A 26,159-nucleotide genomic window follows, 5' to 3' on the forward strand; every position below is an offset into this window, starting at 1 on the left:
GAAAAAATGTAAATTGGAGGTATGAAAAATAAATGGCTCATTATAGTAATTGTTATTTTTTTTAATTGGTTTTGTAATAGTCAAACAAAAAAAATAAATGGAATTAGTTTTGTCGCTTCTCCAAACAAAATTAATCAAGATCATATTATACCTATAAAGAAGGTGTTGGCGAATTATGTTGCGTTGATGCCTTTTGGTTTTATTAAAGATTTGAATTCACCTAAAATTACATTCAATTCTTCAAGACAATGGTTTGGTGAAACAGAAAAAGGAATAGAACAATATTCACATGAATTTAGGAAGAACAAAATTAAAATAATGTTGAAGCCTCAAATTTGGGTTTGGAGAGGAGAATATACAGGCTTTATAAAAATGAACTCAGAAGAAAACTGGAGAATTTTAGAGAATTCTTACTCAGAATTTATTATAACATATGCAAAGTTAGCTCAAAAAATAAATGCTGAAATACTATGTATTGGTACCGAGCTAGAAAAATTCGTTGAAAACCGACCTGATTATTGGAGTGAACTAATTCTTAAAATAAAAAAAGTTTACAAGGGAAAACTAACGTACGCAGCTAATTGGGATGAGTTTAATAGAGTACCATTTTGGAGTAGTATTGATTTTATAGGGATTGATGCTTACTTCCCCTTAAGTACAAAAAAATCACCGTCAATTCAAGATTTTGTTAAAGGATGGCAATTGCATAAAAATAATATAATTACCGTTAGTGAGATGGCGAATAAGCCTGTTTTGTTTACAGAGTTTGGCTATAGAAGTGTTAACTACACGGGTAAAGAGCCATGGAATTCAGATAGGATAGAAGGTGACGTAGATTTAAAAAATCAAAGTAATGCCTTAGAAGTAATTTATCAACAGTTTTGGAATGAGACTTGGTTTGCTGGTGGGTTTTTATGGAAGTGGTTTCATAATCATGCTAAAGTAGGAGGGGGTAACAATAATAGATTTACTCCACAAAATAAGCCTGCTGAACAAGTAATTAAAAAAGCGTATGAACAACATTAAAATAATATTTTTTTTCTCAATGTTCATTTTTCTGTCGTGCTCAAAAAATGAATTATCGATAGATACATTACAGGGGTATATGACAGAAAAGAAACATTTAACCACAGATGAAGTTATTGCTTGTGCTGCTAGTGATAAAATCAATTCTAATATTTCTTATATTTTTTACTACCCTATATTAGGAGCAACAAATATTCAGTATTTTGAAACTGAAAGTATACATTTAGATAAAAATGATTTTACATTATATAAAAAGGTTTCATTAGAAAAAGAAGATGTGTTTAATGGATATTTACAAAGGTTCATTCGTGAAAGTAACAATGAAGTTTGGAGTATAGTAACTTATGAGTCTAATAATAAGATACATATTTCAAATCCAATAAAGCTAAAAAATATATCCAAAGCCACTGAATGGTCTAGTAGTGTGTCAATAGATACAGACACTTCGTTAATGCCAATGTTTTCTTGGGAAGACGGAAAAACAAAAGAAAATGTTATCTATTTTCAAGTAGTAACAAATTCAGATAAAAATTTATTATCGGGAACATATACTTATGATAAATGGTTTCAATATTATAAATTAGATAATGTGGTATTAAACGTAACTAGGGAAATACCACCAACTTTAATAAAAAATAAAGAATACCATTTTACAATGATGGGAGTGAGTGAAGATAATTGGGTGAATTTGGTAATTCAAAATCAATTTATAGGTAAATAATGGAAAAATTGTACACGGTTTTAGTAGTTTTATTTTTTTCGTTTTCATCGTTTTCACAAGAAAAAATGGTCGTTGATGTAAAAGTAAAAGGTGTAAAAAAAACTAAAAAAGAAACGGTTTTAAAGCTTTTAGATATTAAGAAGGGAGAGGTGCTAGATTCTTTAAAAATAGAAAAAGATATCATTCGCTTAAAAAGGTTGCCAGCAGTTTCTCATGCATATTTTCAAGTTTTTCACTCACATGAAAATTACTACAATGTTTTTATACATATCGAGGAGAATTTTACAGTAATACCTGAAGTAAATTTATGGACAACGACCAACAAAAGATTAGCCTATAAGTTAGGACTGTATGATTATAATTTTTTGGGTAGAAACATAACAATTGGTGCGTTTTATCAACAAAATGGATTTAACTCCTATGGTATAAATATTAAAGCTCCTACATTGTTTTCGAAATATTTTGGATTGGCTATAAACCATCAAAATTGGAGTAGCGAAGAGCCTTTGTATTTTGATAATAAATCTGCAAACTATAAATATCAAAATATTTCCTACGAAATCTTAGCTCTGTATCAAATAAATTTTAAGAATAATGTTCAGTTTGGAATAACCTTTTTTAAAGAAAGGTATAATTATTTGAGTGGTCATACAGCAAGTAATGTCCCTCAAAAACTAAATATTAATAAAAAACTGCTTAAACTGGTATATACCTATGATAATTTAGATTATCATTATCATTATATAGATGGTTTTAAAAGCCAGTTTTATGGCCAATATGTTACTAGTAAGAATACATACCAAGATGATTTTTTAGTTGCTTGGAACGATTTGTTTTATTTTAAACGATTGGGTAAAAAAGGAAACTGGGCAAATCGTTTACGAGTAGGGTTGTCTTCGAATTTAAAAAGTCCTTTTGCTCCATTTGCATTAGATAATAATGTTAATTTGAGAGGTGTAGGTATTTTAGTTGATAGAGGTACTGGAAGTATTGTTTGGAATACAGAGTATAGATATACTCTTTTTGAGAAAAAATGGTTCGTTTTACAAGGGAATGCGTTTACTGATGTTGGTTCTTGGAGATTACCTGGAGGAAGATTAAGTGATTTTTACCAAAGTGAAAATATTAAGGTGTATTCGGGTGTAGGGTTGCGATTTATTAATAAAAAAATATTCAATGCTATTTTTAGAATAGATTATGGATACGGATTAACTAAAAATGCAACTAAAGGGATTGTATTTGGAATAGGGCAGTATTTTTAATATACTTTATCTCCTTTTACAAGCCATTTTCCCCATTCTTTATTAAAAGCATGCACTTTTTCAGTTGTCTTTTGTTGTTTGTTTACAACTGTTTTCCCTTGGTTTTTCCAATCAAAAATACCGCCATAAAGATTATAAATATTTGTATAACCTGCTTTTTTTAACTTTTCAGCAATATCCTCTGATCTTATTCCTAATGAACAATAAACTATGATTTTCGTGTTTTTATTAGTGGGAAGTTTTTTGATAGTTTCTTTCATGTTGAAATGATTGTATCCAACACAGATAGAATTATTAATATGACTTATTTCAAATTCTTCAGGTTCCCTAGAATCTAGTAAAATAATTTTATCGTTGCTTTGAGTAGAAGTAATAGATTGCTGTATTAGTTTTTCTAAACTGTTACTTGTGATATATGGGATGGTTTCAGTATTAAATTTTTTTAATAACTGGTTTAGGTTTTTTTGAGCGTTCACTGAACAAACTATACAAAATAGATATACGTAAACTAAATTTTTCATTTTATATCAATAACTTATCAGATTATTTTATTAGGCTACTGTACCCTGACAACTACTCCCAGACCCAGCAGTACATCCATAACAATGTTGATTTATAATAATATTTCTATCTTGAAGTAGTTCTTCGTTGTACGCAGAAATATGCTTCACTTTACTAGCTACTTTTAAATTAAGCATTTGATTAAAATCACAATCATATAAATATCCATCCCAGCTAATAGATAATGTATTGGTGCACATTACATTTTCTACGGCTATTGGGTTGTATGCTTCAACTAAAGCATGCATGTAATCTTCATAGTTTTCAGACGCAATTAAATAATCTAAAAAACGACTAATAGGTAAATTAGTAATGGCAAATAAACTATTAAAGGTTATAGAGAAATCATCAAATAATGCTTTTTTAAAATCTTTTTCCATAGATGCTTGGTCTCCAGGTAAAAAAGCGCCAGAAGGATTGTAAACAAGATCTAGTTTTAATCCTGTATTTTCAATTCCATACCCAACAGCGTTTAATTCTTGTAAAGCTTTGATAGATTTATCAAAAACACCATTACCACGTTGTTTATCAGTTTTTCCACGTGTCCAATGTGGCATGGAGCTAACAACATGAACATTATGTTTTTTGAAAAACTCAGGTAAATCGTGATATTTTTTATTAGCTCTTATGATTGTTAAGTTTGAGCGAACAATGAAATCTTTAATTCCAGCTTTTGCGGCTTCTTCTACAAACCATCTAAAGTTCGGATTCATTTCAGGAGCTCCTCCAGTTAAATCTAAAGTATGAGCCCCAGTAGTTTTAATCACTTTTAAACATTGAAGCATCGTTTCTGTTGTCATTATTTCTTTTCGATCAGGACCCGCATCAACATGACAATGAGCACATACTTGATTACACATGTACCCTAAGTTTATTTGTAATATCTCCAATCTTTTTGGACGAAGAGGAAATTGATTTGTTTCTTTAATTTTTTTAGCAAAAGTTGGTAATTCATCTTTAAAAATTCCATTTGACAAAATTTCTATTTGACGTTGTGTATTTGCTAGATCATTATTTCTTGCTAAAAGTGATTTTTTAATCATTCTTTTAAAATTTTGTGAGGACGAACCCAGTTGAGCCCCATGGCATTAATGAATAACTATGTTCGAGGTAATTTTAAAGAAACTTTACATTTCTAATTTGTTCACTTTGTTCATCATTTGAACTCCATGTACCAATGTTGCACCACTTTTAATAGCAGCACCAACGTGAATAGCTTCCATCATTTCTTCTTTGGTAACCCCTCTTTGTAGTCCATCTTTAGTATAGGCATCAATACAATAAGGGCATTGTTCAGTATGAGCAACAGCTAGGGCTATTAAGCTCTTTTCACGTGCGGTTAGTGCTCCTTCTTCAAATACTTTACCGTAATAGTCAAAGAATTTTGTACCAAGTTCTTCATTCCATTCCGTTATTTTACCAAACTTTCGTAAGTCAGCTGGGTCGTAATATGTTTTAGACATTAATTTAATTATTTTTTGTTGAAAAGTAAAAATACAAATTGTTTTCGCAATTACTTTTGTTGTGGACAATGCTATTTCTCATTTAAATTCCAATCATATTGTAAATGACTAACTTTAGCATTGTTACTAATTTTTATTCTTGAGTATTTGTTTAAAAAATCAACTAAGCTTCCATTTTTAGTGAAGTCTTCCTTGAACCATTCAAAAATTTTAGATAGATGAATTTTCTTTTCAGATATTTTATTTCGTTTAGGATCGTTAATAAACTTCTTCATCAATTCAGTAGTTTTACTCTCATAATTACTTTCTGTAAAAGCAAAATTTCCTAGTTGAGGACAAGAACCAGATGCACAATTTACTCCAACATGAATTTTTGGATCGTTAAATTGTTTACGTAATATTTTATGTTCAATATGATTTAATGTGTATGTTTTATTACCAACTTTGGCAAATTTTATATTCCAGGCGTCTTTACCTTTCCTCTTAACTTTTAAAATACTTTTTAAGGGGTAATTCTCTAAAATTAATTTAATAGTATAGGCATTATAGGCGTTTATCCAAAAAGCTTTAGTTTTTGAAGCTGACCAATTTTTTTGAGGAGAGGTTTTTGCTAAATAATCTAGATAGGTTTGTAGTTTAGATTCGTCTTTTTTGAATGCTGTGTAATTCACATATCCTTTACTGTCAACATGTGTTTTTAATAATGAATTAAAAAGGGCTGTTTGACTATATGAACTTAAAAAAAAAGAAATACTAAGTACTAAAAATAATTTTCGCATTTTACATATTGTTTTTAACTGGTGATTTAGACGAGTAATTAATTAGTACATTACAAAAAATAGTGTAGAATTATAAAACAAAAAAACCTTAACAAATAAATGCTAAGGTTTTGTACTGAAGGCGGGACTTGAACCCGCACGGACATTACAGTCCATTGGATTTTAAGTCCAACGTGTCTACCAATTCCACCACTTCAGCATAATAATATGCTATATGCTTTTTGACTACTTTTAAAATTAAGCCTCACTAATTAAAGTGAGGCTTGGTACTGAAGGCGGGACTTGAACCCGCACGGACATTACAGTCCATTGGATTTTAAGTCCAACGTGTCTACCAATTCCACCACTTCAGCATAATCTCTTTTAAAAGGTTAAGAGCGAAAGACGGGATTTGAACCCGCGACCCCCACCTTGGCAAGGTGATGCTCTACCCCTGAGCTACTTTCGCGTAGTCAAAATTATTTTAAAGAACGTGCATTACTGCGAATGCGGGTGCAAATATAACATCCTTTTTTGAATTACAAAAAAAGATTTTAATTTTTTTTAATTAATTTTAAAAAGTATGGTCGTTCTATAAGAAAGAAATATCTTTGCATAAATTATTTAAATAACAAGGTGAGTACTGTTTCAACAATACAAGATAAAACATCTTTAAAAGTATTATTTTCTGATTTTAAACAGATTACTAAGGTAGGTTTGTCTGTAAGTGTAGTTTTTACATCAATTACAGGATATTTATTGGGCGCTGATAAAATCAACTATACCACTATATTGCTTTTAGCTATAGGAGGTTTTTTTATGGTAGGAGCATCTAATGCTTTTAATCAAGTGATTGAAAAAGATATAGATGCATTAATGGAGCGAACAAAAAATCGTCCATTACCTTCAAAAAGAATGTCTGTAACAACGGCAATGATTATTGCTGTATTATTTACAATTGCTGGAATTGGAATTTTATATTCGATAAATCCTAAATGTGCTTTGTTTGGTGCCGTATCTATTTTCTTATACACAAGTGCTTATACACCATTAAAAGCAATTACACCTTTGGCTGTTTTTGTAGGAGCAATTCCAGGGGCAATTCCATTTATGTTAGGTTGGGTTGCTGCAACTGGGGAGTTTGGCATAGAAGCAGGTTTTTTATTCATGATTCAGTTTTTTTGGCAATTTCCTCATTTTTGGGCTATTGGTTGGTTACAATTTGAAGAGTACAACAAAGCAGGGTTACACATGTTGCCAATGGATAAAAAAGATAAAGGCGCAGTAGTACAAATAATTTTTTACACTTGTGTAATGATTTTAATGTCGATAGCACCTGTTTTAAAATTGACAGGGAGTTTTTATATCTCTCCACTAACAGCTGTGATAATTTTACTTTTAGGTATCTTAATGCTGTTTTATGGTATTAAATTATACAAATCAGAAGAGAATACTGATGCAAGAAAATTAATGTTGGCAAGTGTTTTTTACATTACAATTGTGCCAATAATATATGTAGTAGATAAATTTTTACATTAATGAACGCAGAAACACAAACATTACAAGAAGAGCTAAAAACGGCTAAAAGAAAATCAGCAAAACCAATGCTGTGGATTTCCATGATAAGCATGGTAATGTTCTTTGCAGGACTAACAAGTGCTTATGTGATTAGTATGAATCGTGAAGATTGGGTTACTTTTAATTTACCTCAAGCATTTTATGTAAGTACAATTTTGATAGTTATGAGTAGTATTTCGTTATACTTCTCTCAGAAAATGCTAAAAAAAAATAAGGTACAAGCATCTTTTATGCTTTTATTGATAACTTTTCTTTTAGGATTGGGTTTCATTTGGTATCAATATGTAGGTTTTAATCAATTAAAAGAAGTTGGATTGTATTTCACTGGACCAGAAAGTACAGTGTCTACTTCTTTCATAATAGGAATTACATTTATGCACGTATTGCACTTGTTCGCAGGGGTTGTCGTGTTATTAGTCGTTATTTATAATCATTTTAAAAAGAAGTATTCATCTACTGATATGCTTGGGTTTGAACTAGGTGCAATCTTTTGGCACTTTGTAGATGTTTTATGGATTTATCTATTTTTCTTTTTCTATTTTATTAAATGATGAGAAATGCTTAATTTTGGCGCACTGTTTTAACAAAAATTAACTAAATAGTATTTATGGAAGCAAATATTGCTGTAAATTCTGACAAAAAAGAAACCTGGAGCGGAGGTGGTGAAAAGCCATTTGGCGCTAGTTATGGTAAAATGATGATGTGGTTTTTCATCGTATCTGATGCATTAACCTTTTCTGGATTCTTAGCAGCGTACGGTTTAACACGTTTTAAATTTATTGATTCTTGGCCAATTGCCGATGAAGTTTTTACGCACTTTCCTGGGTTACACGGGGTGCATGCACCAATGTACTATGTAGCGTTAATGACCTTTATTTTGATCATATCATCTGTAACAATGGTGTTAGCTGTTGATGCTGGTCATCAAATGAAACAAAAAAAGGTAGCTTGGTATATGTTTGCAACTATTATATTTGGTATTATCTTCGTTGGTTCACAAGCATGGGAATGGAAAAACTTTATTAATGGTTCTTATGGAGCTGTAAAAACTTCTGACAATCATATTTTACAATTTGTAAAAGATGGTCATCAAATTGCTTTAGCAGATTTTGTGCATAATGATAGAAAAGATGGTAGAGTTGAACACACTAGAGAAAATGGATTATGGTTTGAAAAAGAAGGAACCATTTCTGAATATTCTGTAGCACAAGTTCAGGAAGCATTTAAGAATAATCCGTCTTTATTGATAAGAACTGAAAAAATTAACCTTGAAACTAAACAAAAAATTATCTTATCTAGAGAAGAAAGTTTAGCTCAATTAGCGAAAGCTAATATGGTGGTTGAAGGAGCTAATTTATATGTAAACGAATATGGTAACCCTATATTCGCAGATTTCTTTTTCTTTATTACAGGATTTCACGGATTTCACGTTTTTTCGGGTATTTTAATTAATATCATTATTTTCTTTAACGTAGTATTAGGTACTTATGAAAGAAGAGGGCACTATGAAATGGTTGAAAAAGTAGGTTTATATTGGCACTTTGTAGATTTAGTTTGGGTATTTGTTTTCACATTCTTCTACTTAGTATAATTTTAAAGTATTAAAAAATGGCAGGTCACGCACACGAATCAAATACAAAAAGAATTTGGATTGTTTTAGCAATCTTAACTATAGTAACAACGGTAGAAGTTGCTTTTGGAATTGTTAAACCAGATGCTTTGCATTTACATGGTATAGGAACTAGTTGGTTAAACTGGATGTTTATCATTTTAACCATTGTAAAAGCATATTATATTGCTTGGGCTTTTATGCACTTAGAAGGAGAAAAAACATGGTTTAGACGCTCTATCGTTTGGACAGCTACCTTTTTAATATGTTACCTTGTAACATTAGTTTTAATTGAAGGAGGGTATTTATATGATACATTAGGACCATTAGTAAAATGGTAATTTTATAAAATTCAGATAAAGGTGGTGTTTAACCACCTTTTTTCATCTTTAATAAGAACTCTTATGAGTAAAAAACAAAAATTTATAGTACTGTTTGCGCTTTTTATAGTGCCTCTATTATTTTACATATTCTTATCACTGGGGATTAATAACTTTGCTAAATTACCCGTTTTAACAAATAATGTAACAGATATTTCAGCAGTTACTAAAAAAGCACAATTTGCCAGAAAAATATCTATTGTTACTTTTTTAGGGAGTGACATTCAATCAACAAAGGGAGAGTTGTTTAATTTAAATGAGAAGATATATAAACCATTTTATGGATTTAAAGATTTTCAAATGATTGTTATTGCTTTAAAGGGTACAGAACATAAGGTTGAAAAACTTAAGAAAGAAATAGGTGCTTTTACAAACATGTTGAAATGGAATTTTATTTTTTGTGATGAGGTTGAAATAAAGCTACTGTATGAGAGTTTTAAAACCAATCAATCATTAGACTCTAATATACATACTTCTAAGGCATTTATTATAGATAAAAATGTTTGCTTAAGGGGAAGAGATGATGATAATGATGTAGCTGGAGGGAAGTTATTTGGTTATAATATGAAGTCTGTTGCTGAGTTAAATAATAAAATGAAAGACGATGTTAAAGTTGTTTTAGCCGAGTATCGTTTAGCACTTAAAAAGAATAACGCCGATAGAGAAATTTAATAATTTAGAAATGAAGAAAAAGGATTATTCATATATAGGAATTTCGTTTGTCATATTACTTTTTGGAATATATGCATTTCCAAAAATTGTAAAACATTTTCAAAGTGCTGATTTGCATAAGTTTAATAAAGTTCCGTCTTTTGAATTTGTAAATCAAGAAAAAGAGACCATAACAAATGATAATTTTAAAGGCAAGGTTTATGTAGTAGAATTTTTCTTTGCTACGTGCCCTACTATTTGTCCAATTATGAATAGAAGGATGGTTGATATACAAAATGAATTTATGGGGAATCCTAATTTTGGAATAGCTTCATTTACAATTACCCCAGAAATAGATACTCCTAGAAAGTTAAAAGATTATGCTTCAATACATGGAATTAATCATAAAAATTGGCATTTGCTAACAGGAAAACCTGAAAGTGTAGTATATGATTTATCCAATAAAGGTTTTAAACTATTTGTAGGTAAAGGAGAAGATAGTCATGGTGGTTTTGAACACTCAGGGTTATTTGCTTTGGTTGATAAAGAAGGGTACATTCGTTCAAGATACGATGAGCACGGAAACCCTATTATGTATTACAGAGCTTTAGATGAGCATGGATTTTCAAATCAAATACAAGAACTAAAACAAGATATTAAGTTATTATTAAATGAGTAAGATTAATAATTTAGAAGAGAAAAAATATAAGAGGTTTATTACTATAGTTTCTGTGGTAATTCCTTTGGCTGTAGCAGCTTTGTTTGGTATCAAAATTCCTAATGTTGAGCCTTTGTCTTTCTTGCCTCCAATATATGCAAGTATAAATGGTTTTACAGCTGTTTTATTAGTAGCTTCAATAGTTGCTATAAAACGAGGAAATAAGAAACTACATGAACAACTAAATACAACTGCTATTATTTGTTCAGCTCTTTTTCTAGTAATGTATGTAGCATATCATATGACGTCTAACTCTACCAAGTTTGGAGGAGAAGGAGTTATAAAGTTCGTTTATTTATTTATCTTAGTAACCCATATATTATTGTCTATTGTTATAATACCTTTTGTATTAATAACATTTATGAGAGCTAGATTGGGTAATTTTCCTGAACACAAAAAAATAGCAAAAATCACATTTCCATTATGGTTATATGTTGCAATAACAGGAGTTGTAGTTTATTTAATGATTTCACCTTATTATGTGTAAAAAGAAATTAATTTTATTTTTAGTAGTTATTTTTATAGGTAAAAAGTCTTTTTCACAATGTGCTATGTGTAAGGCAGTTGTTGAGGGAGGGGATATAAATATGGCCGAAGGTGTTAACAATGGAATAACCTATTTAATGGTGTTCCCATATTTATTGGTAGGGTTATTATTCTACTTTATTTATAGGCATAGAACAAAAAATAAAATTTAACACTTCAATAAGAACATTTTCTTGTAACATATTTTAATTTTAGTCGTCCTATATTAGGAAGCTTTAAAAATATTGTTCATAATCAGACATGTTGTGTTCGTTTTTTTATAGTTTTTTTAATTTACTGAACCTAAAACACTTGTTTTACAGTTGTTTAGGTTTTTTGACTTAATTGGAATACCAATTGAACATAACTAATTGAACATAAAAAATATACGTCTTGAAAACTAAAATTTTAGTATTAATTACTTTATTATCGGCATTTGGAGTTTTTTCTCAAAAAAAATGGACACTTAAAGAGTGTGTTAATTATGCATTAGAAAATAATATCACAATAAAGCAGAATAAATTGAATGTTAAACTAGCTGAAAAAGATGTTGATATTGCTAAAGGAAACTTTTTACCAGACTTAAATGGATCTTCTAGAGGAACTTTTTCATCTGGACTTTCGCAAGATAGAAATGGTGTGCTTCAGAATACTCAAAATTTTAATTCATCATTTTCTCTATCAAGTGGTGGTACAATTTTTAACGGGTTTAGAAATATTAATTCTAAAAAACAAGCTGTACTAGGTGTTAAAGGAAATGAATTAGATTTAGCCAAAATTGAAAATGACATTTCATTAAACGTTGTAAATACGTATCTAAATGTGCTATTTGCAAAAGAAAACTTGGCAGTGGCCGTTGTTCAGGCAGAAATTAGTAAAAAACAAATAGCAAGGGCAAAGGCTCAATTTGAAGCAGGGGCAATACCAAAAGGTGATTTGTTAAATGTGCGATCAACTGCATCGAATGATTCTCAAAATGTTGTTTTACAGGAGAATACGTTAAATTTAGCGTTGCTTGGACTTGCTCAGTTACTACAAATATCATCAGATAATTTTGATATAGAAAAAATTAATATTGATTCTCCATCTCTTAGTTTATTATATAATTCTTCAAATTCAGTTTATCAAAAGGCATTAATTAATAGACCTGAAATAGAAAGAGCTAAGTTGAATGTAGAAAATTCTTTAATAAGTTTACAATTAGCTAAAGGTGCTTACTTACCTACTTTAACTTATTCATTTGGCGTTAGCAGCTCGTTTTTTCACCAGTTTAATAATTTAATTCGCCCTAATGATTACTTTTTAAGACAAATAAACGATAGAATTAGTTACAGCGCTGGAGTATCACTTAATATCCCAATATTTAATCGTTTTCAAACAAAAAATAGAGTAGCTAAATCTATTATTAATAAAGAGATTTCAGATATAGCATTAGAAAGTCAGAAGTTACAGTTACAACAAGAGATAGAAAAAGCTTATCTAGACGCTAAGGCTGCTGCAAAAACATATGAAGCAGCAAATATATCTTTAGAAGCACAAAGTGAAGCATTTAAAAATGCACAGGTAAGTTATAATTATGGGTCTATGACACAGTTTGACTTTGATCAAGTAAGAAATAGATTAGTAAATGCTGAAGGAGCTATGATAAGAGCTAAATATGATTATGTATTTAAAACAAAAGTTTTAAAGTTTTATTACGGGGAGTCAATATTAGATTAATATAAGGGGATAATTTATTATTGATATAGAACCTTACCAATTTGGTAAGGTTTTTTATTATAATGTATCTTTGTTGAAAATAAACTTTTTATTGTGTCAATAATTTTAAACATAGAAACAGCAACAAAAAATTGTTCTGTTAGTATAGCGAACAATGGTGAGGTTTTAGCAAGTAAAGAATTAAATAATGGTAATTATTCTCATGCAGAAAAGTTACATCCTTTTATTGAAGATGTTTTAAAAGAAGCTTCTGTTAGTTTAGGTGAGATAGTTGCAGTAGCGGTTAGTAAAGGACCGGGTTCATATACAGGGTTAAGGATTGGAGTTTCTGCAACAAAAGGTTTATGCTTTTCTTTTGATGTACCACTTATATCAATAGATACATTAAAATCTCTTTCTATGAATATTAAAATTGAAGATGGATTAATTGTGCCTATGATAGATGCAAGAAGAATGGAGGTATATTCTGCCATCTATGATAAGAATTACAACCAAATACGAGAAATAAAAGCTGAAGTTATTAATGAAAATTCATTCAAAGAGTTGTTAGATCACAATAAAATTTATTTTTTAGGAGATGGTTCCGATAAATGTAACGGTATTATAACACACGAGAATGCAATTTTTGTTCAAGATAAATTTCCCTCTGCTAAAGAAATGGCTTTATTGAGTTTTGAAAAGTATAAAAAAAACGACATCGAAGATGTCGCTTATTTTGAACCTTTTTATTTAAAAGATTTTGTAGCTATACCAGAAAAAAAGCGATAACCCTTATTTCTGTATCTCAACAGCATGCGGGTATGGTATTTCTATACCGGCGTTGTCTAGTGCAATTTTAACGTTTTCGGTGGTTTCAAAGTATACATCCCAATATTCATCTGTGTTGGCCCATGGACGTACAGCAAAGTTAACAGAGCTATCAGCCAATTCAGATACATGTACTGTAGGGGCTGGGTTTATTAATGTTTTGGGATTAGAAGTTAAAACACTCATTAAAATATCTTTAGTTTGTTTAATGTCTGCATCATAAGAAACACCAAAGGTTAAATCAACACGCAGTTTCCCTTCAGCAGTGTAATTAATAATATTCCCATTTGACAGTGCCCCATTAGGTATAATAGCTAGTTTGTTATCAGGTGTGTTAATATGAGTTGTGAAAATTTGAATTTCTTTTATAACGCCAACAACACTTTGGGCTTCTATTAAATCACCTACTTTAAAAGGTCTAAAAATCATGATTAGTGCACCACCTGCAAAGTTAGATAAAGATCCCTGTAGTGCTAGTCCAATAGCTAAACCTGCAGCTCCAATAATTGCAGCAAATGATGTTGTTGCAACTCCTAACTTTGAGATAACTGTTACAAAAAGTAGAGCTTTTAAAGCCCAGCTAAATAAGTCTCCTAAAAACTTTTGAAGTGTTATTTCTACGTTCTGCCTCTTCATTATTTTTTGACTCCCCTTAACTATCAGTTTTATTGCAAATAAACCAACAATTAAAATTGCAAGAGCGGTTAATAATTTTGGTGTGTAATTTATTAGTAGTTCTTTAAATTGATCAGTATACTGTTCCATTGTTTGTAAATTTAAGAATTGTGTTTTGATAATTATTTAGTGATTAGTGGTTGTTAAGTAATAAACTAAATAAATATACTCAGAAAGGCAATTAATGCAGGTATAGATTGTATAAAAAATATTTTAGTTTTTTTTGTAGAGTATGCGCCATAAACTCCAGCAACAAAAACACATATCAAAAAGTAAATAGCTACATCAGTTTTTTCAGAAATAAGAGACCAGAATAAACCGCCAGCAAGAAAACCATTGTATAAGCCTTGATTTGCAGCTAATATTTTAGTTTCTTCAGCAAACTCTTTGTTTTTTAAACCAAAAGCTTTTATACCTCTTGGTTTTGTCCATAATAACATTTCTAAAATTACGATATAAACATGAATCAGAGCGATGAAGCCAATAAGTATGAGTGATAAATAGTTCATTTTTAATTTTTTTTACTTGAAAAATTTAATTCGTGGGGCTTCTATTGAAGCTTATAAGTATTGTTTTACAAACATAGATAAAGGTTTTGTTTTTGCCTAAGGTTTTTCTAAAGTGCTATATAAAATAACTGTACTATTTTAAGTTTTTTAGAGAGTAACTTGTTTTATTTCAAATAATTGATATGAACTGATAGTGGCTAAATCTTGGCTTTATTAATAGGTTAAATATACTTGCTTATTAGATTAATCCTAGACTAAGTTTTATATGCATTAAAAAATCAAATCTCAATGTTAACTTAATGTTATGTAATTGTTGTTTAAGTGTAAAATTATAGTTATATTTGTAATGATAGCGTTAATAATTAAAATTTATAGACATGAAAAAAATAATTGTTTTAGCTTGTATTTTAGCTGTTTCAGTATTGCAAGCACAGGTGAATCCTAAATATGAAGTAGCTGGAGAACTAGTTAAAGCTACTTATTTTTATGAAGATGGAAAGGTTAAAGAACAGGGATTTTTTAAAGATACTAAGTTAACTGGTACTTGGGTTTCTTTTAATAAAGAAGGAGATAAAACTGCAATAGCACACTATAAAGCTGGGAAAAAAGTTGGTAAGTGGTTTATGTGGCATAAAGATGGATTAAAAGAAATTGATTATGAAAATAATACGATAGCTAGTGTTCAAAACTGGAAAGATGACACCAAGATTGCAGTAAAATAGCAGCTAATTTTTTTATTAGATAAATTAAAACTGAGTATACATATACTCGGTTTTTTTATTTTCTACCAAAATCTGCAGGAATTTCTCCCCATGCTTTAGTTTCCCATTTTAAAATAGATATTTCTATTGGATTATTTTGTAACCAATTCTCTGCTCGTTTTATTAACTCTAAAATGTCTTTATTACTATTGTTAAATTGAATATTTGTTTTACATCGTTTTTGTCTGACCCAACCAATGGCAATTTTTGAGTCTGAATAAATAGGAGTGTTTTTTATCTTTTTACTTTTTAATAGGGCTATCCCATGAACCAATGCTAAAAATTCACCAATATTATTTGTGCCGTTTTTAAAGGGACCCATTTTAAAAATTTCTTTTTTATTATGAGTTAACACACCTCTGTATTCCATTATTCCAGGATTTCCTGAACAAGCAGCATCAACAGATATGCTCTCTAAAATTGGTGTTCCATATTTTTCTTTTTCACTATTTGACAAAACTTTTTTCTTGGTATTTATACCTTTGTAGTCATTATAACTTTTTTTAAATGCTATTTCAGCCTCTTTTTTAACTGCAAAGGCTTTATATTGGGCACCTTCATATGAGTGGATTTGCTTTTTACATTCTAACCACGAAGAAAAAACACCTGTTTTTTTTCCTTTCCAAACAACATAATATTTTTTCTTACCCATTTTTTAAAATTACGGTTTCAATCACCCTTGGGAAATGCTTGTATTCTAAAAGTTGAACTTTTTTTGCTATAGATTCAGGAGTATCTTCGCTATTTAATGTTGTTTTAGCCTGAAAGATAATAGTGCCTTCATCATAATTTTCATTCACGTAGTGAATTGTAATCCCAGTTTCAGTATCATTATTATTTTTAACAGCTTTGTGAACATTCATACCATACATTCCTTTACCTCCATATTTTGGAAGCAAAGCAGGATGAATGTTTATTATTTTATTAGGGAAAGCTTCAATAATTTTTGACGGAATTTTTCTTAAAAAACCTGCCAAAACAATAATATCAGCTTCAACTTGTAAAAAATTAAGCACAGTATCTTCTTTTGTAAAGCTTTCTTTATCAAATAATGAGGCCTCAATATTAAGGTGTTCACAACGGTCAAAAACTTTAGCATGTTTATTGTTGGAAAGCACATGAGTAACTTCAGCATCTTTAGAAGTTTGAAAATATTTAATAATGTTTTCGGCATTGGAGCCAGATCCAGAAGCAAAAATTACGATACGTTTCATATTGATTAAGTTGTATAGTTACTGCAAAAAAAAGAATAATTATTAACAATGATAAGCTATATAATAAAAGATTCAAGTATTTTTTTTAATTTAGACATCACAATTATTTGGCCAAAAATTAGAATTAAAACTTAAGATTTGTATTTTTGCCCCGATTTTAAATTTTAAAACTTATAAAATTATGTCAGACATTGCATCAAGAGTAAAAGCAATTATCGTGGATAAATTAGGAGTAGACGATAACGAAGTAACTAACGAAGCAAGCTTCACAAACGATTTAGGAGCAGATTCATTAGATACTGTTGAGTTAATTATGGAATTCGAAAAAGAATTTGATATTCAAATTCCAGACGATCAAGCTGAGAACATCGGGACCGTAGGTCAGGCGGTTAGCTATATAGAAGACGCAAAAAAATAAGAATTATATGCAATTAAAGCGAGTTGTAGTAACTGGACTTGGCGCATTAACGCCAATAGGAAACGATAAAAATGAGTATTGGAATAGCTTAGTTAACGGAGTTAGCGGAGCAGCACCTATAACGTATTTTGATGCTGCCAAGTTCAAAACTCGTTTTGCATGTGAGTTAAAGAATTTTACCGTGACTGATTTCATGAATAGGAAAGATGCACGTAAAATGGATAGATTTACACAATATGCAATGGTTGCTTCTGATGAAGCCATAGCTGATGCTAAGTTAAATCTAGATGACGTTAACAAATTAAGAGTTGGCGTTATTTGGGGAGCAGGAATTGGTGGTTTAGAAACTTTTCAGAACGAAGCATTTAATTATGCTAAAGGTGATGGAACCCCTAAATTCAATCCGTTCTTTATTCCGAAAATGATTGCAGATATTGCTCCAGGAAATATATCTATTAAAAATGGATTTATGGGGCCAAATTACACAACAGTATCTGCCTGTGCATCATCAGCTAATGCTATGATTGATGCTTTAAATTATATAAGACTTGGTCATTGTGATGTTATTGTTACTGGTGGTAGTGAAGCTGCTGTGACAATTGCAGGAATGGGAGGTTTTAATGCAATGCATGCCTTGTCAACACGAAATGAAAATCCTGAGTCTGCTTCAAGACCTTTTGATGCTGAACGTGATGGTTTTGTTTTAGGAGAAGGAGCAGGTGCAATTATCTTAGAAGAATATGAACACGCTAAAGCTAGAGGCGCAAAAATTTATGCTGAAGTTGTTGGTGGTGGTTTGTCTTCAGATGCACATCATATGACGGCACCGCACCCAGAAGGTATTGGGGTAATTGCTGTAATGAAAAATTGTCTTGAAAATGCAGGACTTAATCCAGAAGATGTAGATCATATTAACACTCACGGTACTTCTACTCCGTTGGGTGATGTAGCAGAGTTAAAAGCTATTTCTGAAGTATTTGGAGATCATGCTAAAAATATTAACATCAATTCAACGAAATCTATGACAGGTCACTTGTTAGGTGCTGCTGGTGCTATTGAAGCTATTGCTTCAATCTTAGCGATGGAGCATGGAGTTATTCCTCCTACAATCAACCATAATAATATAGATGAAAATATTAACCCAGAGTTAAATTTAACATTGAATAAAGCTCAAAAAAGAGATGTTAAAGTAGCTATGAGTAATACTTTTGGATTTGGTGGCCATAATGCTTGTGTTGTTTTCAAAAAACTAGATTAATTTCATATGAATTTTCTTCGTAGAATAGTTAAACCCCAGAATAAAGAGGATGAAGACTTTTACTACGAATTAAAAGAGTTGCTTAATTTCAAGCCTATAAAGTTATCGCATTATAAAAAAGCGTTTACTCATAGGTCTTTAAAAATGTTAGATAAAAAAGGCAATCCTATAAATTACGAGCGTCTCGAATTTTTAGGAGATGCTATTTTAGGAACTGTTATAGCCTCTTATCTATATAAAAAAGTGCCTAAAGGAGATGAGGGGTATCTTACTCAAATGAGATCAAAAGTTGTCAGTAGAGAACATTTAAATACATTAGGGAAAGACCTAGACCTTATTAGGTTTGTTAAAAGTAATATTGCTAACAATCAAATTAGTAATAATATTCATGGAAATATTTTTGAAGCACTCATTGGAGCTATCTATTTAGATAGAGGTTATAACTACTGTAACCAATTTATCTATGAGCAGGTAATATTACCATATGTAGACATTGAAAGGTTAGAAGGAAAGATATCTAGCTATAAAGGATACATAATAGAATGGTGCCAAAAAAATAAAAAGAAATATAGTTTCGACTCTTACGAAGATACTGGTAATCAAAGTAAAAAACATTTTAGTGTTAGAATAAGCATCGATGGAATAATGGTTGCTAAAGGAAGAGCAACTTCTAAGAAAAAGGCAGAAGAAATTGCAGCTAAGAGAGTATACTATGCCATGCAAAATAAAATGTAAAACTCTTAACTTTTCAACGAAAAGCTTTTCGTTAATTTCACATTGAAATATAGATACATTTACTAACTTAGCAAAAAACTAATTGTTGTTTTATGCCTGTTTATGAACTGGATTTTAATGTTTGTGATTCTAATGAGTACTCATTAATTGGAATCCATACTACCTTAAATGATTATAAATTAGCATATCTTTTGAATGGGATACTAAATAGTTTATTTAAAAAAGCAAGTTATTGCTTAGATATTAAGATTAAAAATGATGTGAAAACATCATTTTCTGTATATGAATATTTAAACTTGAAGTCAGATCATAACTGGTTTTTAATAAACAACGTCAGTAAACATAAAATAAAATCGGAAGAAATAGGGTTGTTTGCAGAAAATACCGTAACAAATTACCTTGTTCCTGAAAAGAAAAAAGTAGATTATTTTATAAAAATAGAGGGGGATTTTGATTATACGTTCATAGAAAACGCTGTACAAAAAATAAAGCAAATACCTCAAGTAATAACATCATATCAAATAGAAGTTGATACGTTAAAATCTAAAGATTTTTTAATTTTTTAGCATATGCCAAATAACAATAAAACCAAAATTGTAGCGACCTTACGGACCAGCAACAAATACTAAAGAAATTTTAGCTGAAATGGCTGAAAAGGGAGTAAATGTATTTAGAATAAATTTTTCACATGCTGATTATGATATAGTAAAAGAGCGAATTAGTCAAATTAGAGAAATTAACGAAGAAAAAGGGTATAATATAGCGATATTAGCTGATTTACAAGGCCCAAAACTTCGTGTTGGTGTTATGAAGGAAGGTGTTGAAGTAAAGGCGGGAGATGCCTTCACATTTACAACTGAAGAATGCATAGGTACACAAGAAAAAGCCTACATGACCTATCAACGCTTCCCTAAAGATGTTAAAGAAGGTGAGCAAATTTTAGTTGATGACGGTAAATTATTATTCGAAGTAGTTTCAACTGATAAAAGTACTAGTGTTAAAACAAAGGTAGTAGTTGGCGGATCGTTGAAATCTAAAAAAGGGGTTAATTTACCAAACACAAAAATTTCTTTACCAGCTCTTACTGAAAAAGATAAAAAAGATGTTGTTTTTGCTTTAGATCAGGAGGTTGATTGGGTAGCACTTTCTTTTGTTAGAACCCCTGAAGATTTAAGAATATTACGTGATTTAATAAAACAAAAATCTCGTTATAGAGTTCCTGTAATTGCAAAGATAGAAAAGCCTGAGGCTGTTGAAAACATTGATGCTTTAATACCTTACTGTGATGGACTTATGGTTGCGCGTGGTGATTTAGGGGTTGAAGTACCGATGCAAGATGTACCATTGATTCAAAAAAGTTTGGTAAGAAGAGCTAAGCAAGCTAGAATACCAGTTATTATTGCTACTCAAATGATGGAAACCATGATAGAAAACTCTGTGCCCACAAGAGCTGAGGTTAATGATGTGGCAAATTCTATTATGGATGGGGCTGACGCTGTTATGCTTTCTGGAGAAACTTCTGTAGGGAAACACCCTATAAGAGTTATTAAAAAAATGAGTGAAATTATCCAAAGTGTTGAGTTTTCTAATCTTATTGAAGTTCCACAAGCACCTCCACACATTCGAACTAATCGTTTTATTACTAAATCAGTATGTCATCATGCGGCTTTAATGGCAGACGATATAAGAGCTTCAGCTATAACAACTTTAACGAATAGCGGGTATACTGCTTTTCAAATTTCTGCATGGAGGCCAAAATCTCATGTGTTAGCATTTTCATCAGAAAAGAGAATTTTAGGAAAGTTAAATCTTTTATGGGGAGTTAGGGCTTATCATTATGATAGAGACTTAAGTACCGATGATACAGTAGAAGATATTAATGAAATTGCCAAAGAGAAAGGGTTTGTTAAAACGGGTGATTTTATGATTAATTTATCATCAATGCCAGTTAAAGCTAAAGGAATGGTCAATACATTGCGTGTATCACAAATTGATTAATGAGGTACATAATACTAAAGGGATAAAAGAAAAAGCTTGTTATTATAACTTAACAAGTTTTTGTTTTATTAGAATAGTATTTTCTTTGAAGCAATAATAGCATCATAGTTTCATTTCTAAGTTTTATATTAAATTCAGGTCTTGATAGTTCGCAACATATAAATTCATTTAATTTTTTATACTGCTTAGAATACAAATAAAAATTTTATTAAGATTAATTGTTATAAATAAAAAAAAATGTACTTTTTAAGTATATAAAAATAATGTTATTTTGCACTACAAAATATAAAATGTTATGAAATCTTTACTTCTATTGAATGTGTGTGTATTATTATTCTTATTTAAATCTGATAGTTCAAAGAGAAAATATAGTGATACTAAGTTTACATATGAATTCTCTATTACAGAAAATACTTCAAAAGTGAAATTTAAAAGAGAAGTAAAACTCTATTGGTATGCTTTAGAAAAAATAGAATCAACTTTTTCTGGGTTTAGTGGGAGATTACTTCATGGCAAGTACAGAAAAACTTTAATTTTTTCCAAAAAAATAATAGAGGAAGGGAATTTTTTATATGGGATGAAGAATGGGGAATGGAAAGAATGGGATGAGAAAGGAAATTTGATTTGCATTACTAATTGGAAAGAAGGAAAAAAAGATGGTTTTTATGAGTACTATGCTGAAGAGAATAAAAAAATTATCCGTGGATATTATCTTGATGGAGAGAAGAATTCTAAATGGACAATTATTGACAATGGAAATCTAACAAAAACTACTTGGTCTAAGAATCTACGAAATGGTATTTATAAAGAATATGATAGTTTAGGGGGGGTGATTAGAAAAGGAAGATATAAGCGTGGATTTAAAACAGGTATTTGGATTGATTACAGGAAAAAAACTAGAAAAAGATATTCTAAAGGTAAAATAGTTAATGAAAATGTTGAGACGTTTTGGGATACTTTCAAGGAAAAGAAAAGTTAAAGCAAAATCACTATCTTATGTGGTAATAACCTTGTTGTTAGTAAGTATTGTTTTAGCTACCATTGTTTTGATGGTAACCTATTTTTATAAAATTGCTAATGAGTTTGAAAATCAAAATTATTTAATAGAGAAATCAAAATCTACTCGTAATTTTTGTAAGTCTGATTTTGTAAACGATGATGTTTTTCTCAACAAATACTCGAATATAAGTTTTTTAGAAAAAGTTGCCGTTAGAAAGAGTTACTGGGGAGTTTTAGAGAAAATTCAATTCAAGGTTTGGAATACCAAGGACACTTTAAAAGAGACATTGTTTTTAGGAGAAAAAAGGGGCGAAGCAATATCACTTTATATTTCAGATAACAATAAGCAATTAAAGCTAGGTGGAAAAACAATGATTCAGGAAAATATCTATATTCCAAACGGAACCTATGGAGAGCTTTACATCCCTAAAACATTAAACCAGATTAGCATAAGCAAATTAGTAAATAAATCTAAAAATAAGTTACCTGATGTAAATGATTTTTTTCTTCCAAAAAGTTGTGAGTTGATTGATTTAGAGAGTGTAAGAGAGGGGTTTTCAAATAGTTTTTTTTCTCCAACTAAAAAAATTATTGTTAATGGAGGGGTTTTAGAGGGGATAAAAATAGAGGGAAATGTTGTCATAGAATCACCTCGAAAATTGTTAATTAGAAGTAATACAAGGCTGTTGGATTTGTTAATTGTGGCGCCAGAGATTATTTTTGAAAACGGATTTTCAGGAAATGTTCAGGTGTTAGCATCAAAACTTATAAAATTAGAAAGAAATGTGACTCTAAACTACCCATCTGTTTTGTATTTAAAGAACGATCGGCAAGGAAGTATATCAATAGAGAGCGGAAGTTCAGTTTTAGGAGCTGTTATTTCGCTTTCTGAAAAAAAACAATCCGATATTATAATGGAGGAAAATACAAAGGTGGTTGGCGATTTATATTCGCAGGGAAAATTATTTTTCAAAGGTAAAATGTTTGGTGAAATGATGGCTCATGAATTATATTTTCACACAAATGAATCCGAGCATAGAAATGCTGCGACCGATTTAAAAATATATAAGCTTCCAAATTTTACACACCAATTAAAATTGTTTAAAGGAAAAAAATCATCATCAAGAATTCTTAAATGCATCAAATAAAAGCCTCTTCTTTAGCGGAAAGTGTTCTTTCATTGGCTCTGGTTTCAATTGCCGTTTTCATTTCAATGGTTATATTCTCTAATTTATTTGCTTCATTTCAAAGTAGAGTTATAAGAATAGATACTTTATCTAAAATAGATTCAATTAAAATAGAAATAGAAAAGAGTCCTAGTGGATATTTAGGTAGAAATAGTGTCAATATAGGGGATTTAACTATTCGTACGTATGGTACAGAAAAAAATGAAGATTTAGTGTTGTTGAAAATTTCAGCAGAAAAGAATGGAAATATATTTATCGATAAAAATTACCTAGTGATATATGAAAAAAAATAAGGTAAGGGCATATACAATAATTGAAATATTAATAACTATGGTTATTACGAGTGTTATTGTGAGTATATTATATTTACTTTTCTCTACTTTATCGCGACAGTACTCTCAGTTTAATAAAAGTCAAAATAAAACCATTACGCTAGCTTTATTTAAGAATACCCTAAAAAGGGATTTCTATATGTCTGATGTTTTGTTTTTTAAGTCTAATGAGTTAACATGTGTTAAAGATAAGGAAACGATATTGTATACTTTACAAAATGAGTTTGTGACTAGAAAATTAGAAAGTAGAAATACTATCGATACTTTCGATATTCAAATTAAACATATTAATCCATTTTTTATAGTTGATAGAGATTTTAAAGTACTTAAAAACCTTTCACTTAAGGTTAGTTTTCTTGGAAGAAAAACGGGATTATATTTTTCAAAGAATTATCCATCAAATGTGTTAACAAATCAAAAGTTTTTTTATGGAGATTGATGTAAGTGGATACAAAAAAAAGAATGTAAAGAATAGTAAAAAAAGGAAGGAATTTCCAATTATTTTCAAAGGAGGGGTTAATGACAAGTTAAAGATGATTATGTATAGAGAACTAAAGGTTATGCTTAAATCGGGTGTAACTTTAGAAGAAGCCTTTACGTTATTAATTTCTCAATATAAAAATAAAAAGTTACTATCTGGGTTGAAAAGGATAAAAAGTGAGTTGCTAAAAGGGAAAACACTTGTTTATTCAATGAGTCAAGTAAAATTTTTTACTCCATTTGAAATAAATAGTTTGTCTGTCGGAGAGCAAACAAAAACTCTTCCTAAGGTTTTAGAAGAATTAGAACTTTTTTTTGAAAAAAAAAATAAACTAAAAAGTCAGATTAAAACGGTTTTAACTTATCCTACTTTTGTTATTTCAATAACCTTTGCGGTACTGGTATTTATGTTAAGAAATGTCGTACCTATGTTTCAAAAAGTATTCAGACAGTTTAACAGTGATTTACCTAGCTTGACTAGAAGAATAATATATATATCCGATAATTTTTCTTATTTCCTGCTATGTCTAGTTTTGGTTTTTGTGGTAATATGTTTTTTCTATTTTAAATTTAGAGATAATGCCAGTTTTAGAAGGATTTCCTCTGGGATTATTCTTAAACTTCCTTTCATAGGCTCTATGGTTAAGGCAATATATTTATCTAGATTTTGCAATGCTCTAGGGTTACTTCTTGGAGCTAATGTTTCTATAGTTGATTCGCTTAGTTTTATAAAGGAAATGATAATTTTTTATCCAATAGAATCATCGATAGACGGGATTAAAAAAGAAATAATAAAAGGAAAAAGTTTGACAAATAGCTTGAAGGAATATCCTTTTTATGATAACAGAATGATTTCTATGATAAAAATTTCTGAAGAGGTTAATCAATTAGAGGATATGTTTAACTATTTAGCATCACTTTATTCAGAGGAAGTTGAAACTAAGTCTAAACGAATCGGTGTTCTAATCGAGCCTATTATAATAATAGTAATTGGTGGTTTAGTCGGAGTAATTTTAATCGCCATGTATTTGCCAATGTTTGATTTAAGTAAAATACTAAATTCAAATTAATTACCATATATTTGCAAAAAAATAGCACTGAAAATATTTAATTAATTAGCATGAAAAAAATAAAAAACAAATACGTTAAGGCTTATTCCTTAAGTGAGATTCTTGTAGTTTTAGCTATAATCGGAATTATCATTTTGTTAGTAATGCCAAATCAAACTTCAGTTGTATCACAAGCAAAATCTTTAGAAGCACAAAATATGTTAGCCCATTTACATGGGTTGCAAAAAAATTATTTTTACAGGTACTCTAAGTATTCATCTAATCTTGATGATATTGGATTTGTTCAAGAAAGAACAATTGATGATGAAGGTCAGGCCGTTTATGTAATTACAATACAGGAAGCTTCAAGTTCAGGTTTTGTTGCAAGAGCAAGAGCCCTGGCAGATTTTGATGGAGACGGAACTTATAATGAATGGCAAATTGATCAGGAAAGAAATTTAAAAGAAGTTGTAAAAGACTAGTAATATGCTCTTGTTATTAGATATATTGTTAGTTCTCTTTTTAGGGTTAATATTTTGGGAAGATTTTAAATTTAGATTGGTTAATATTTTATATTTTCCAGCTATATTAGTTATTGCTTTTGTTGTTTTTATTCTAGAAAATGGAGTTTATAATAATATAGTTTTTAGTTTAATCTTTGTTTTTCTTAATCTTATTTGTATAAAGATTTATACTACTTTAAAAAGCAAGCACTTTAATGGGGTTTTCTTTAAAATTCCAGGTTTAGCTGAAGGAGATATATTTC

Annotated in this window: 32 protein-coding genes, 3 tRNA genes and 1 pseudogene; 25 read left to right on the plus strand and 11 right to left on the minus strand. The window is 29.9% G+C overall.

Features of this window, described 5'->3' with window-relative positions:
- The first annotated feature begins 21 nt into the window (after positions 1 to 21).
- From ACMFBB_RS12870 to ACMFBB_RS12880, 3 genes are all read left to right on the plus strand, one after another.
- A complete protein-coding gene (locus ACMFBB_RS12870; protein ID WP_435261181.1) occupies positions 22 to 1,026 on the plus strand; it encodes a glycoside hydrolase family 113 in 1,005 nt (334 codons plus the stop codon).
- Between the two features lie 79 nt (positions 1,027 to 1,105).
- Positions 1,106 to 1,747 (plus strand): hypothetical protein, encoded by a 642-nt coding sequence (locus ACMFBB_RS12875; RefSeq protein ID WP_435261182.1) that lies wholly within the window; start codon positions 1,106 to 1,108, stop codon positions 1,745 to 1,747.
- A complete protein-coding gene (locus tag ACMFBB_RS12880; RefSeq protein WP_435261183.1) occupies positions 1,747 to 3,009 on the plus strand; it encodes a POTRA domain-containing protein in 1,263 nt (420 codons plus the stop codon). The genes ACMFBB_RS12875 and ACMFBB_RS12880 overlap by 1 nt, the downstream gene beginning before the upstream one ends.
- Here the strand turns inward: ACMFBB_RS12880 and ACMFBB_RS12885 are convergent.
- The 7 genes from ACMFBB_RS12885 to ACMFBB_RS12915 all read right to left on the minus strand — a co-directional run bounded on the left by ACMFBB_RS12885 (position 3,006) and on the right by ACMFBB_RS12915 (position 6,260).
- Positions 3,006 to 3,530, minus strand: coding sequence for a rhodanese-like domain-containing protein (locus tag ACMFBB_RS12885; RefSeq protein ID WP_435261184.1), 525 nt, complete (start codon positions 3,528 to 3,530; stop codon positions 3,006 to 3,008). The two genes, ACMFBB_RS12880 and ACMFBB_RS12885, sit on opposite strands and share 4 nt — an antisense overlap.
- Positions 3,531 to 3,560: 30 nt before the next feature.
- Entirely contained in the window at positions 3,561 to 4,613 is a 1,053-nt protein-coding gene (gene arsS, locus ACMFBB_RS12890; protein WP_435261185.1) for an arsenosugar biosynthesis radical SAM (seleno)protein ArsS, read from the minus strand.
- Between the two features lie 84 nt (positions 4,614 to 4,697).
- A complete protein-coding gene (locus ACMFBB_RS12895) occupies positions 4,698 to 5,033 on the minus strand; it encodes an arsenosugar biosynthesis-associated peroxidase-like protein (protein ID WP_093869767.1) in 336 nt (111 codons plus the stop codon).
- Between the two features lie 71 nt (positions 5,034 to 5,104).
- Positions 5,105 to 5,812, minus strand: coding sequence for a DUF547 domain-containing protein (locus tag ACMFBB_RS12900; protein ID WP_435261186.1), 708 nt, complete (start codon positions 5,810 to 5,812; stop codon positions 5,105 to 5,107).
- A 113-nt stretch (positions 5,813 to 5,925) separates the two neighbouring features.
- Positions 5,926 to 6,011: transfer RNA gene (locus ACMFBB_RS12905), tRNA-Leu, on the minus strand.
- 65 nt (positions 6,012 to 6,076) lie between these two features.
- Positions 6,077 to 6,165, minus strand: a tRNA-Leu gene (locus ACMFBB_RS12910).
- 23 nt (positions 6,166 to 6,188) lie between these two features.
- A tRNA-Gly gene (locus ACMFBB_RS12915) sits at positions 6,189 to 6,260 on the minus strand.
- Between the two features lie 167 nt (positions 6,261 to 6,427).
- Between ACMFBB_RS12915 and cyoE the strand changes: the two genes are divergently transcribed.
- From cyoE to tsaB, 10 genes are all read left to right on the plus strand, one after another.
- Positions 6,428 to 7,330 (plus strand): heme o synthase, encoded by a 903-nt coding sequence (gene cyoE, locus ACMFBB_RS12920; protein ID WP_435261187.1) that lies wholly within the window; start codon positions 6,428 to 6,430, stop codon positions 7,328 to 7,330.
- Positions 7,330 to 7,920, plus strand: a complete 591-nt coding sequence (locus ACMFBB_RS12925; RefSeq protein WP_435261188.1) for a cytochrome c oxidase subunit 3 — start codon at positions 7,330 to 7,332, stop codon at positions 7,918 to 7,920. Before cyoE ends, ACMFBB_RS12925 begins: the two co-directional genes overlap by 1 nt.
- Positions 7,921 to 7,976: 56 nt before the next feature.
- Entirely contained in the window at positions 7,977 to 8,960 is a 984-nt protein-coding gene (locus ACMFBB_RS12930; protein WP_435261189.1) for a cytochrome c oxidase subunit 3, read from the plus strand.
- Positions 8,961 to 8,977: 17 nt separating this feature from the next.
- Positions 8,978 to 9,319 carry a cytochrome C oxidase subunit IV family protein gene (locus ACMFBB_RS12935; RefSeq protein WP_435261190.1) on the plus strand — a complete coding sequence of 114 codons (342 nt, stop codon included), beginning with the start codon at positions 8,978 to 8,980 and terminating at the stop codon, positions 9,317 to 9,319.
- Between the two features lie 63 nt (positions 9,320 to 9,382).
- The gene (locus tag ACMFBB_RS12940; protein WP_435261191.1) at positions 9,383 to 10,030 is read left to right on the plus strand and encodes a hypothetical protein; all 648 of its coding nucleotides are present in this window, start codon (positions 9,383 to 9,385) and stop codon (positions 10,028 to 10,030) included.
- A gap of 10 nt (positions 10,031 to 10,040) precedes the next feature.
- Entirely contained in the window at positions 10,041 to 10,688 is a 648-nt protein-coding gene (locus ACMFBB_RS12945; RefSeq protein WP_435261192.1) for an SCO family protein, read from the plus strand.
- Positions 10,681 to 11,214 carry a DUF420 domain-containing protein gene (locus ACMFBB_RS12950; RefSeq protein WP_435261193.1) on the plus strand — a complete coding sequence of 178 codons (534 nt, stop codon included), beginning with the start codon at positions 10,681 to 10,683 and terminating at the stop codon, positions 11,212 to 11,214. Before ACMFBB_RS12945 ends, ACMFBB_RS12950 begins: the two co-directional genes overlap by 8 nt.
- On the plus strand, positions 11,207 to 11,425 hold the full coding sequence (locus ACMFBB_RS12955; RefSeq protein ID WP_435261194.1) for a hypothetical protein: 219 nt from the start codon (positions 11,207 to 11,209) through the stop codon (positions 11,423 to 11,425). The genes ACMFBB_RS12950 and ACMFBB_RS12955 overlap by 8 nt, the downstream gene beginning before the upstream one ends.
- Positions 11,426 to 11,645: 220 nt before the next feature.
- Positions 11,646 to 12,971: a TolC family protein gene (locus tag ACMFBB_RS12960; RefSeq protein WP_435261195.1), complete on the plus strand. Its 1,326-nt coding sequence runs from the start codon at positions 11,646 to 11,648 to the stop codon at positions 12,969 to 12,971.
- Between the two features lie 93 nt (positions 12,972 to 13,064).
- Positions 13,065 to 13,739, plus strand: coding sequence for a tRNA (adenosine(37)-N6)-threonylcarbamoyltransferase complex dimerization subunit type 1 TsaB (tsaB, locus tag ACMFBB_RS12965; RefSeq protein WP_435261196.1), 675 nt, complete (start codon positions 13,065 to 13,067; stop codon positions 13,737 to 13,739).
- Positions 13,740 to 13,742: 3 nt separating this feature from the next.
- On the opposite strand, the gene ACMFBB_RS12970 is transcribed toward tsaB, so the two are convergent.
- Both ACMFBB_RS12970 and ACMFBB_RS12975 read right to left on the minus strand, forming a co-directional pair.
- A complete protein-coding gene (locus ACMFBB_RS12970; RefSeq protein ID WP_435261197.1) occupies positions 13,743 to 14,543 on the minus strand; it encodes a mechanosensitive ion channel family protein in 801 nt (266 codons plus the stop codon).
- A 65-nt stretch (positions 14,544 to 14,608) separates the two neighbouring features.
- Positions 14,609 to 14,962: a DUF1304 domain-containing protein gene (locus ACMFBB_RS12975; RefSeq protein ID WP_435261198.1), complete on the minus strand. Its 354-nt coding sequence runs from the start codon at positions 14,960 to 14,962 to the stop codon at positions 14,609 to 14,611.
- 377 nt (positions 14,963 to 15,339) lie between these two features.
- Between ACMFBB_RS12975 and ACMFBB_RS12980 the strand changes: the two genes are divergently transcribed.
- On the plus strand, positions 15,340 to 15,684 hold the full coding sequence (locus tag ACMFBB_RS12980) for a toxin-antitoxin system YwqK family antitoxin (protein WP_435261199.1): 345 nt from the start codon (positions 15,340 to 15,342) through the stop codon (positions 15,682 to 15,684).
- A gap of 55 nt (positions 15,685 to 15,739) precedes the next feature.
- Here ACMFBB_RS12980 and ACMFBB_RS12985 read toward each other — a convergent pair whose 3' ends face one another.
- Complete coding sequence (locus tag ACMFBB_RS12985; protein ID WP_435261200.1) at positions 15,740 to 16,375, minus strand: ribonuclease H1 domain-containing protein; 636 nt, start codon at positions 16,373 to 16,375, stop codon at positions 15,740 to 15,742.
- Positions 16,368 to 16,937, minus strand: a complete 570-nt coding sequence (locus ACMFBB_RS12990; RefSeq protein ID WP_435261201.1) for a phosphoribosylglycinamide formyltransferase — start codon at positions 16,935 to 16,937, stop codon at positions 16,368 to 16,370. Before ACMFBB_RS12990 ends, ACMFBB_RS12985 begins: the two co-directional genes overlap by 8 nt.
- Before the next feature lie 181 nt (positions 16,938 to 17,118).
- Here ACMFBB_RS12990 and ACMFBB_RS12995 point away from each other — a divergent pair, with 181 nt between their 5' ends.
- From ACMFBB_RS12995 to ACMFBB_RS13045, 11 genes and pseudogenes are all read left to right on the plus strand, one after another.
- A complete protein-coding gene (locus ACMFBB_RS12995; protein WP_093871978.1) occupies positions 17,119 to 17,355 on the plus strand; it encodes an acyl carrier protein in 237 nt (78 codons plus the stop codon).
- A 7-nt stretch (positions 17,356 to 17,362) separates the two neighbouring features.
- Positions 17,363 to 18,613 carry a beta-ketoacyl-ACP synthase II gene (gene fabF, locus ACMFBB_RS13000; RefSeq protein WP_435261202.1) on the plus strand — a complete coding sequence of 417 codons (1,251 nt, stop codon included), beginning with the start codon at positions 17,363 to 17,365 and terminating at the stop codon, positions 18,611 to 18,613.
- A 6-nt stretch (positions 18,614 to 18,619) separates the two neighbouring features.
- Positions 18,620 to 19,348: a ribonuclease III gene (gene rnc, locus ACMFBB_RS13005; RefSeq protein ID WP_435261203.1), complete on the plus strand. Its 729-nt coding sequence runs from the start codon at positions 18,620 to 18,622 to the stop codon at positions 19,346 to 19,348.
- A gap of 92 nt (positions 19,349 to 19,440) precedes the next feature.
- Entirely contained in the window at positions 19,441 to 19,914 is a 474-nt protein-coding gene (locus tag ACMFBB_RS13010) for an IPExxxVDY family protein (RefSeq protein WP_435261204.1), read from the plus strand.
- Between the two features lie 3 nt (positions 19,915 to 19,917).
- Positions 19,918 to 21,346: pseudogene (gene pyk / locus ACMFBB_RS13015) on the plus strand (pyruvate kinase).
- Positions 21,347 to 21,641: 295 nt separating this feature from the next.
- Positions 21,642 to 22,325: a toxin-antitoxin system YwqK family antitoxin gene (locus ACMFBB_RS13020; protein ID WP_435261205.1), complete on the plus strand. Its 684-nt coding sequence runs from the start codon at positions 21,642 to 21,644 to the stop codon at positions 22,323 to 22,325.
- Entirely contained in the window at positions 22,276 to 23,493 is a 1,218-nt protein-coding gene (locus ACMFBB_RS13025) for a hypothetical protein (protein ID WP_435261206.1), read from the plus strand. Before ACMFBB_RS13020 ends, ACMFBB_RS13025 begins: the two co-directional genes overlap by 50 nt.
- Complete coding sequence (locus ACMFBB_RS13030) at positions 23,481 to 23,825, plus strand: hypothetical protein (RefSeq protein ID WP_435261207.1); 345 nt, start codon at positions 23,481 to 23,483, stop codon at positions 23,823 to 23,825. Before ACMFBB_RS13025 ends, ACMFBB_RS13030 begins: the two co-directional genes overlap by 13 nt.
- Positions 23,812 to 24,303 (plus strand): PulJ/GspJ family protein, encoded by a 492-nt coding sequence (locus ACMFBB_RS13035; RefSeq protein WP_435261208.1) that lies wholly within the window; start codon positions 23,812 to 23,814, stop codon positions 24,301 to 24,303. The genes ACMFBB_RS13030 and ACMFBB_RS13035 overlap by 14 nt, the downstream gene beginning before the upstream one ends.
- Complete coding sequence (locus tag ACMFBB_RS13040) at positions 24,293 to 25,414, plus strand: type II secretion system F family protein (RefSeq protein ID WP_435261209.1); 1,122 nt, start codon at positions 24,293 to 24,295, stop codon at positions 25,412 to 25,414. Before ACMFBB_RS13035 ends, ACMFBB_RS13040 begins: the two co-directional genes overlap by 11 nt.
- A gap of 50 nt (positions 25,415 to 25,464) precedes the next feature.
- Positions 25,465 to 25,875 carry a prepilin-type N-terminal cleavage/methylation domain-containing protein gene (locus ACMFBB_RS13045; RefSeq protein WP_435261210.1) on the plus strand — a complete coding sequence of 137 codons (411 nt, stop codon included), beginning with the start codon at positions 25,465 to 25,467 and terminating at the stop codon, positions 25,873 to 25,875.
- Positions 25,876 to 26,159: the final 284 nt, after the last annotated feature.

The sequence above is a fragment of the Tenacibaculum sp. nBUS_03 genome, from assembly GCF_051201695.1.
Taxonomy (GTDB): domain Bacteria; phylum Bacteroidota; class Bacteroidia; order Flavobacteriales; family Flavobacteriaceae; genus Polaribacter.